The organism is Bacteroides faecalis (assembly GCF_003865075.1).
GTDB classification, from domain to species: domain Bacteria; phylum Bacteroidota; class Bacteroidia; order Bacteroidales; family Bacteroidaceae; genus Bacteroides; species Bacteroides faecalis.
Genome location: NZ_BHWB01000021.1, coordinates 61471 through 70199 on the forward strand (window position 1 = coordinate 61471; position 8729 = coordinate 70199).

Genomic DNA, 8729 nt, shown 5'->3' on the forward strand with positions numbered 1-8729 from the left:
ATGGAAACAATCAGACAGAACGGAAAAACCATCTTGTACAGCAACGACGGCATAAGCATAAAGATGGTTTTCAAGAACCTTACGGGCAGGAATTTTCAAGGTCAGGAATATACAGACTATATCCGGCATATCGCAATCGGCAGCATGGGATTCTCACCCGGTATCATAGAGCATTGCAGGGACGGTGAGGTTGCAGGCAAAGGGACAATCCCGAATGTATGAAAACTGAAACTCCGATGAAGTTGGCGGCTTCATCGGAGTTTCTTTCGTCAGACACTTATTCTTTATGGTACATACAGCAGCGCAAACTCAGCCTTCCTTCGTTTGAGCAGCATGGCGTGGCGTTTCCCCTTATAGTTACAGAAAGCGATATACTCCCGGTAGATGTTCCTGTCACCCGCCTCCAGCTTTCGGATTAGCGTGCTTTTGGGTATCTTCCCACTCCCCAAAAGACGGTACGGACCGACATTGTAGGCGAGCGTGGCAAGCAGAAGCGAATCCTTCCCGAACTGCTGGAACATCGCGCAGAACTTCCGCAAGTCTTTTCGCAGAAGCGCGTCCGCCTGCCGCTTCGTCATGGTGCGTGCCGAATACCTTTCCCCCGGCTGCAACCGATGTCCATATCCTACATACGGGTGATGTTTTTCCGAATGCCAGCCCTCAAAATACTTCGTGCATCGCACCGCCCTCTCAAATGGTGGCAGCCGGTAGATAGCCGCCTGCCCGTCCGTTCCCTCATGGCGTCTGTTCCGTGCGGACACGGAACAGACCGCCAGAAGCGAACAGAGGATAGCCATGAATACACGCATCATCGTGTAAGGGGCTTGAAGTTCCCGATGGGGACAACAGTGATAACCCCGTCATCCTTCACGTTTCGGTTGTTGAAGTCAAATTCCAACTCATAGGAGTTGCCGAAATTGTCCTCCACTACCACGATGAAGTTGTGCGCCTCGTCACCTTGCGCCGTGTAGTACAGCCGGAACTTCTCGTTTTCGAGCAGGTAGCGGTCATTGGGCAGGAAAGTGATGCCGTTGTCCATTTTCAGTGTGCCCTCACCCTCGAACTGGAAATACCGGATGGTATAGAGGGTATTGGCGAAATCGCCCGTTTTCTTCAGCTCACAGCGGATTTCCACCGTCTGCCCCTTTGTGACCTTGTTCGGCACGGGCATGGTTTCCACCGTGAAGGGATAGGATTGCTGGATGTCCATATCGTCGTCGCACGATACGAATGTGAATGACACTGCGGCGAACAGGCAGAGTGCCAACGCCTTGAAGATTGATGTTCTCTTGTTCTTGTTGTTCAGTATGTTCATTATTCTTTGATTTTTAGATTGTTGTTCTTTTGTTGTTTTCTTGATACTTGTTGCAGGTACTCGTTCAAGTCCTTGCAGCCTTGATAGATGCCGGAACGGTCTGTCACCTTTCCTCCGTAGCGTGTCCGCAGGGCTTCCATTGCCCTGCGTCCGGCTTCGTCACGGTCGAGGTAACAGTCGATGCGCTCGTACCCGTCCAGATGTTTCAAAGCCTTTTCCACGTTGGCGACGGAGTTCAGCACAAGGCAGTCACCCGTTGCCAAACCGAGCGTGACGGCGGACAGGAAGTCCATAAAGCCCTCGAACACGCTGCACACGTCCGCCGGGATGTCCCCCGCCTTGACCAGCGACACGTCCTTTGGTGGTACGCAACCCTTGAAACGGCGGCTTCGGGTTTCATAGCCGCCCGACACGTTCGGAAAGCCGACGGCAAAGTACCGCTTACCACGCACGCCGTAGTTCAGGCGGCAGCAGTGGCGGGATGCAACGGCATAAGGGATGCCTCTTTCCTTCAAATACTCCGTCAGCGGAGAGCGGAGCAGCGGGACGGCTTCCACTCCCTCAAAGGCAGGTTCGGACGGTTCCGGCAGGTACAACGGCTTTTCTGCTGCGGCAAGCGGCATACGGGCGGTTTCCGCTATGAATCTCGCCTGCGCCATGAAATCCCCGCTTCGGGTAAACTCCCCGACAAGCGTGAAGATGTCGCCGCCCTTGCCCAAGCCGAAGTCGTACCAGAGCTGTTTCGCCACGTTCACACGGAAGGAGGGCGTGCGTTCACTGCGGTATGGCGCACGATACCACAGCTCGTTTCCGCTCCTTCGGACAGGCTCATGTCCCAGCCGTGCGAGAAAGTCCGCAATGGGTATCTGCCTCATATTCTCAATGTCCGTCCGTTCCATGCGACGTGTCAGTTGATGATTATCTTGACGCCCGCCCCGAACTGCGTATGGAACTTCCGTGTGTCGCCACCCCACAGCAGGCGCTCCCGGAGGTTGGCGAGCAGGGCGATACGGTCAGCCACGTAAAACTCCACATCGAGCGTCAGCGCACCGCCGTAGATGAAGGCGTCCCGGTCATGGAGCGTGGAGCCGTCATGCAGCACTTTCTCGCCCCAATTCACCGACTCATATCCGGCGAGAGCCGAAGCCCCCGCATAGACGAACACTATTTTACGGGCGTCGGAGAGTATCTTGAAATAATAACCGCCCTCCGCCGTGAACTGCGCCACAGGTATGGCGGTATCCTTGTACGGGTTGTTCTTCAAGAGGTATTCGCCACCGAACACCCACTTGTTACCGTTCTTCGTGTAGGTGGAGAGAGCCGCCCCGAAACTGTAACCGCCATTGTTGCCACTTAAACGCATACCGTCCACAAGGTTAGCTCTCAATTCGATGCCCTGCATCTTCGGCAGGCACCGCTGGGCGTGCGCCTGCCCCGTGAAGAGGGCAAGCGACGCGATGATGATTGCGATGTGCTTTCTCATGGTCAGCGCACTTGAAGTTCGTTGATGGTACCCGCACGTACCAAGTCCTCGTTCTCAATCACGAAGGACTGATGACGGCCTCCGTTCTTCTCGTTCAGCTCCACCACGAGGCACTTGCCGTCGGGGATGGTGAACTTCGCCATCGTGAATACCGTGCGCTCGCTCTTTCTGCCCGGCACACAGGTGGCATAGTTCTGCGCACGGAGCGGCAGGATGATCTGCTCCTGCACGGCGGTACGCTTCGCCACCTTCTTGTCCACGATTTTCCACGTGATATAGTCCACATCGAAAGGCACGTTGCTTTGGTTCCTGATTTCCGTGTGGAAATAGAGAAGCCCGTTGTGCGTGTAGATGCCTTTCAGAAGGTACTGGATGCCGAAACGCTTGCAGCCGATGTGTTTCACCTCACGCTTGTTCTGCTTGTAAATGGACTTCATGATAAGGCGCACCAGCATGGGACTTTCGCTACCCAGCTCTTTCAGATAGATTTCCTGCGCGTTGTTCGGACGGTTCACCGCCTCGCCGTCATGGATGAAGTCGCACATCTCCACGTTGAGCAGCAGCGGTTCGGCGGCGTACTTCACGTTGAAGGTGTAGAAACTCCCGTCCTCCGTTATCACGGACATATTGGTCTCGTTCGGGAAGTTCCTCACGGTAGCTTTCACGCGGATGACGTTCTCCGCCCCGTCCGCCTTGCCCGCAATCAGGTCGGGCGAGCCTAAATCGACGTAGCGCACCTCCGAGGGGAAAATGACGTGGACGGTCTTGTCGTAGGTCACTTCCAAGCCGTGCGGGGGAACCATGCGGTCGAAGGTCAGCTTCTTTGTCAGCCCGTGATACAGATCGCCGTCCGCCTCCTTCTGCGGATAGACCTCCTTTGTCAAGGTCGGTTGTTCACTTCCGTTGTCCGTTACAACGGTTACGTTCTCCTGCGCGTTGGCAGTTACGATGCCCATAGCGAGGGCAAGTATGATGATTACTTTTTTCATTCTACTTTGGATTTTAGTGGTAAATAAAAATTTGGTTGTTGTTTTTTTAGTCGTTGATTGTTATTGTTTTCAATCTCTGTCCTGATATAGCATTACCTTATACCCGGCTTTCAGATGCACCTTGACGGTACGCATCTTCTTGGCGATATACTGGCTCGTGCCTTGTATCAGCCCCTTGCCCAAGTCGGAGGCGAGCTGCGCCCCTGCGTTGGTGGAGATATTAATGCTGCTGCCCAGCGAGCCGCCCATGTTGGCGGCAACCTCCCTGACGGCGTTCATCTCCATCGAGTTTGGAATGAAGATGCCGGGCTGTCCGTCCGTGTCATACACCGCCAGTTCTACCGGTATAATCGTACCTGCGTACTCCAGCGAAGTAATTTCAATATCGAGTCGTTCGCCCTGAATCTTTGCCGTGCCTACCACCACTGCATTGCGGGGTATGATTTTGTCCGCCACTGCCATCGGCTCCAGCAGCCGTAATCTTACCGCCTGCCCGTCAGTCACACTCTGCGCCCCATAGACACACGCCGATATGGTGTTCCTGTCCGATACAGTCGTGACACCCACCGCCGTATTGAAACTGCGGTTGCGCTCCTGCGAGAAGGAGGCGACAAACTCAGCGTTGCTCATCGGCTGTGAGAGCGAAGATACCACCTGATGCGTTACCTGCCTGACAGGTGCAGCCGTGTTCTTTCCGGCTTTCTGCACATGGTAAGGTTCTGCCGCCTGTCCGACAGGTGGCTGTGTACCGTTCTGACCGCCCATGTACTTCGCCGCCAGCTCGTAGGACTTTTCCATGAGTGCCACTTGATCATCCATAGAGGATGCCTTGCCTTTCTCGGTTTCCAGTTCCGATTCCAGCGAGGCGATACGCTCCAACAGTTCGTCCATTTCCGCGTTGTCGTTCTTCGGCTGCTCATAGAAGTTGCCGAGCGTGGTATTGAGGTCGCGGTAGGCAGCTGCGGAGGATTGGATGGTTTTCGGAGCGGATGATTTTGCTGTTGCATCTTCCGCATTTCCGGGATTAGCAAGGTCGAAGTCCCTGCCGCCGTCCGTTTCCGCCACCTCGCGGTCGAACATATCGCCCAGTTCCTGCATGGCGCGGCTGCGGTTCTCCTGCCGTTCCTCCATTGCTCCCTGTTCGTAGGCTTTCGCCTTGTCGCCGATGATCTGGCGGTTCGCCTTGTCAGCGTCGGGCATTTCGATGTTGTAACCACCCGTCCCCGGTTGCTGCTCCTTGTCGGAAGACGGGGCGAATATCAGCCACATCGCCCCGATGAATACCAGCACTATAGCGGGCAGCACTATCATTTTCTGACGTTTCAGCCTTTGGGCTTCGGTCAGCGGCTTGCGCTCCTTCTTCGGTTTCCCGTTGTCGGGAGCCGCCTTGTTCTCGTTTTTAGGTTCATTCTTCGTCTGTTCCATATAAATAAGGTATTACATTATGATTGTTGTCCGGCTTTATGGACAGTTCCACCTGTCCGGCATGGTCTGTTACCATCCGGCTGCCGTCATTCCTGCCGATTTCATAGACGGCTTTGCCGAAGGTGTAGAGGGCAAGCACCGCAAAGGCGGCGAGCATCGCCAGCACGATGCGCCTGCGTGTCTTCGGGGGCAAACCGTCCAGATAGCCTTTGAGCCTTGCCACCAGCATTTTCTTTTTGTCGTGGAGCTTCCAGTACGCACGCCAAAATGATTTTTTGATTTTCTTCATGTCCGTTTACCTTTTGATGGTTTGTAAATCCTTGTTCTCGATGATGGTGAATCCCTCAATGGTGAAACCGTTGGGATTGTCGTCCGAACGGGACGAGTTCAAGAGGCGGCACGTAGTCACGAGGCTGCGCTCGGTGACGTTGCTCTGCCGGATGATCTTCTGCGTGGCGTAGGTCACGGCACGGTAGGGATAGCCGTTGAAATCGCACACCACGCTGTCCACCTTCAACACCTGATTGATGTTCCCGGCGATGATGCGGTTGTAGTACCCCTTCTCGGCAAAGTCCGAATAGTAGTTGTACACGCTTTTGTCCGCTAATAGCAGGGCGCGTTTCACGTTATGCTCTATCGCGCTCTTTTCGGGCGAGAGCGTGAAGAACAGCTCGTGGAAGCGGCGCACGTGTTCCCTTGCCTCCGCCGGACGGTTCTGCGACAAGTCCTGCGAGAGAGCCAGCATCAGCGACTTGCCGTTGTCCAGCACGTAGATATTCTCCCGTTGCCGCTCCGCGAAGCGGTAGGAACTCCATACGCTCCAGACCGTTATCACGGCGCACAGCGAGAGGAAGACGATACCGAACAGGCGTATCTGCCTGAACGATGATTCGATGTTTTTGAGTGACTTAAATTCCATTGTTGTTTATTCGTTTTTAATTGTCAGTTGATTATTTCAGCAGCTTTCCGGCACGTCCGACCATGTTGCCTGCGGCTGCACCCGCCACGCTGCCCGCCATGCTTCCGGCTCGTCCCGCCGTCTGGTTCACGTTGCGACCGTAGCTTCCCATGCCTCCGGCTTGGATAATCCAGCCTGCCACCGTCGGGATGGTGAAGTAGCCGATGATGCCGATTATCATGAAGACGATGTACACCCCGTCGCTCGAATCCAGCGAGAAGTTCGGGTCAGCCTGCATCCGTTCGATGTCGCTTTGCAGCATCAGCACCTGAATCTTCGCCAGTATGGTGCTGAACATATCCGACACGGGCAGCCACAGATAGACCTGTATGTAGCGGCATATCCATTGCGTGAGCGTGCTTTGGAAGCCGTCCCATACCGATATGGCGAAGGCTATCGGACCGAGTATCGCCAGCACCACGAGGAAGAACGTGCGAATAGTGTCTATCACGAGGGCGGCGGCTTGGAACATCAGTTCCAGTATCTCGCGGAAGAAGTCGCGGATGCCCTTTTTCATGTTGTACATCCCGCGCTCGATGTACATCCCCGCCATCGTCACCATGTCGCCGGGCGACCAGCCCAGTTCCTCCAGCTGTTTGTCAAACTCCTCGTTCGACACAGGTAGGCGGTTTCAGGGTTGCGCATCATCGCCTCGTATTCCAGTTTGTCCTTCTGCTCACGGTATCGGTTCATGTCCAGCGTTTCCGCCTCCAGCATCTTTGCCGTACCCTGTACGACGGGCGACATGATGCTGTTTATCGTACCCAGTACCACCGTCGGAAAGAACATGATGCACAAGCCTATCGCAAAGGGGCGGAGCATGGGGAACACGTCTATCGGTTCGGCTCTCGCCAGCGACTGCCAGACACCGGTAGGCGACGTAGAACAGCGCACCCAGCCCGGCAATGCCTTTCGCCACACCCGCCATGTCCCCACATAGCGGCATCATCTGCTCATAGAGCGAGCGCAGAATCTGGTGAAGGTTGTCGAAATTCATAGGCTACCAGTATCTTTCGTTCATGTTCCCGTACAGCCCCATGATGCGGTCGAGGTCGTTCTTCTTCTTCGCACGCAGGTAGCTCACGCTGATGTTCTTGTTGGTGTAGTAGCTCACGAGGTTGCGGTAACGCTTCATCTTGGAGTAACAGCGTTCCACCACATCCATGCGCTCCTTGTCCGTCATGGAGAGCGTGGTGATGTTCACCACGTTTTCAGTTCCGTCAGCACGTCGTTGGATTCCTCCAACAGCTTGGTGTAGCCAAAGGCGATGGCTCCCAGTTCCTCCACCGTGAAGTTGTCGTCACGCATCATCTTCTGGAAGCTGGTCACATAGGTGTCGGTGATGTCACCCACCATCAGGATGGTCTGCTGCACCTTCCGGGCGTCCTTTACCAGATTGTTCACGGATTTGAGCGCGTCGTAATACTTCTTGCCCTGCTCGTAAATCTTCACCGTCTCTTGAAAATTTTTTATCATATTCTGGGCGGTCGTGGAAGTGTGTACCACGTTCTTGGAAGTGTTCACGATGCTCTGCGCGATGTTGGACGGGTCTATCACCGTCCACTGTGCGCTTGCCCTGCCCACTGCAAACAGGCACAGGCAGATAATAAGTGTCATTCTTGTTCTCATGTTACTTTGGATTTTAGTGGTTCGTTGATATTATGTTCGCTTATCGGATGTTCCGGTTGCGGCTTCACCCTGATATAGTCCCCGTTGGGCGAGAAGGTCAGGATGTCCGTTGCCTCGTTGTAGGACACGTCGATACGGAAGCCGGTGTTCATGAACAGGTTGCCGTTCTCTTCCTGCAAGAGATAGGTTTCCGGCTTCAGTTTGCGGCGCAGCCCGCTACGCTTGAACACCGTCACCTTATAGGCTTCGCCCTCCTTGTAGATAAGCACGTCGGGCTTGCCCTCTACGCTTTCCCAGTTTCCGCAGCAGTCACGGCGGTTGTCCGCTACATCGCAGGATTGCAGCACACCATGACCGCCAGCCCGATTAACACTTGCTGACTTGCAGCATTTTCGTTCTTGATATACTCATACGCATTTTCTTTTTAGTTGATGAATCTGTTTTTATTTTGCTTATTCCTTCGTCTTTCGGCAAGCTGCCGGATGGCGGCTTCAATGTCGCCGCCCAGCTGCTCCGCCAGACGGTACACCTCTACTTTTTCCGTTTCTTCGGTGGTGTACGCCAGATACTCTTCAGCACTAACTTCGGTGGCATAGACCGCCGACTGCGTGCCGCCCAGTCCTATCCAGACTCCTTGTAGAGCCTTGACGGGTTGTTCGCCATGTTGATGGAGAGTATCTGCGACTTCTCTCCTTTTCCGTCAGACCCAACAGGGACTGTATGGCATCAAACTTGTTCATGTACTTCCGCTGGTCGAGAAGGATTTTGCAATCGGAGTTATTGATGATGCTTTCCTTGACGACGGGCGAGGAATGATGTCGTCCACCTCCTGCGTCACTACGATTGCCTCCCCGTAATACTTGCGCACGGTCTTGTACATATAGCGCAGGTATTCAGCCATGTTCGCCGAAGAGAACGCCTTCCAAGCCT

The 8729-nt window shown here is 54.5% G+C and carries 9 protein-coding genes and 4 pseudogenes; 1 reads left to right on the forward strand and 12 read right to left on the reverse strand.

Features of this window, described 5'->3' with window-relative positions; all coding sequences use genetic code 11:
- Entirely contained in the window at positions 1–222 is a 222-nt protein-coding gene (locus tag EJF25_RS21275) for a DUF7688 family protein (RefSeq protein ID WP_004310300.1), read from the forward strand.
- 62 nt (positions 223–284) lie between these two features.
- Here EJF25_RS21275 and EJF25_RS21280 read toward each other — a convergent pair whose 3' ends face one another.
- The 12 genes and pseudogenes from EJF25_RS21280 to EJF25_RS21335 form a co-directional block, all read right to left on the reverse strand.
- Positions 285–812, reverse strand: a complete 528-nt coding sequence (locus EJF25_RS21280) for a glycoside hydrolase family protein (protein ID WP_005827312.1) — start codon at positions 810–812, stop codon at positions 285–287.
- The gene (locus EJF25_RS21285; protein WP_005827314.1) at positions 809–1315 is read right to left on the reverse strand and encodes a DUF3872 domain-containing protein; all 507 of its coding nucleotides are present in this window, start codon (positions 1313–1315) and stop codon (positions 809–811) included. The genes EJF25_RS21280 and EJF25_RS21285 overlap by 4 nt, the downstream gene beginning before the upstream one ends.
- Positions 1315–2214, reverse strand: a complete 900-nt coding sequence (locus EJF25_RS21290; protein ID WP_004310298.1) for a DUF8464 domain-containing protein — start codon at positions 2212–2214, stop codon at positions 1315–1317. The genes EJF25_RS21285 and EJF25_RS21290 overlap by 1 nt, the downstream gene beginning before the upstream one ends.
- An 8-nt stretch (positions 2215–2222) precedes the next feature.
- Positions 2223–2798 carry a conjugal transfer protein TraO gene (locus tag EJF25_RS21295; protein WP_005827316.1) on the reverse strand — a complete coding sequence of 192 codons (576 nt, stop codon included), beginning with the start codon at positions 2796–2798 and terminating at the stop codon, positions 2223–2225.
- 2 nt (positions 2799–2800) lie between these two features.
- Positions 2801–3787 carry a conjugative transposon protein TraN gene (traN, locus tag EJF25_RS21300; protein ID WP_125042640.1) on the reverse strand — a complete coding sequence of 329 codons (987 nt, stop codon included), beginning with the start codon at positions 3785–3787 and terminating at the stop codon, positions 2801–2803.
- A 69-nt stretch (positions 3788–3856) separates the two neighbouring features.
- Complete coding sequence (traM, locus tag EJF25_RS21305) at positions 3857–5212, reverse strand: conjugative transposon protein TraM (RefSeq protein WP_008781205.1); 1356 nt, start codon at positions 5210–5212, stop codon at positions 3857–3859.
- Entirely contained in the window at positions 5193–5501 is a 309-nt protein-coding gene (locus EJF25_RS21310; protein ID WP_004308924.1) for a TraL conjugative transposon family protein, read from the reverse strand. Before EJF25_RS21310 ends, traM begins: the two co-directional genes overlap by 20 nt.
- Positions 5502–5507: 6 nt before the next feature.
- Positions 5508–6131, reverse strand: coding sequence for a conjugative transposon protein TraK (gene traK, locus EJF25_RS21315; RefSeq protein WP_049100633.1), 624 nt, complete (start codon positions 6129–6131; stop codon positions 5508–5510).
- 31 nt (positions 6132–6162) lie between these two features.
- Positions 6163–7167, reverse strand: a pseudogene (gene traJ / locus EJF25_RS21320) (conjugative transposon protein TraJ).
- 3 nt (positions 7168–7170) lie between these two features.
- Positions 7171–7799, reverse strand: a pseudogene (locus EJF25_RS21325) (DUF4141 domain-containing protein).
- Positions 7796–8210: pseudogene (locus EJF25_RS21330) on the reverse strand (DUF3876 domain-containing protein). Before EJF25_RS21330 ends, EJF25_RS21325 begins: the two co-directional pseudogenes overlap by 4 nt.
- Positions 8211–8223: 13 nt before the next feature.
- Positions 8224–8729, reverse strand: a pseudogene (locus EJF25_RS21335) (TraG family conjugative transposon ATPase); the annotation flags it as partial.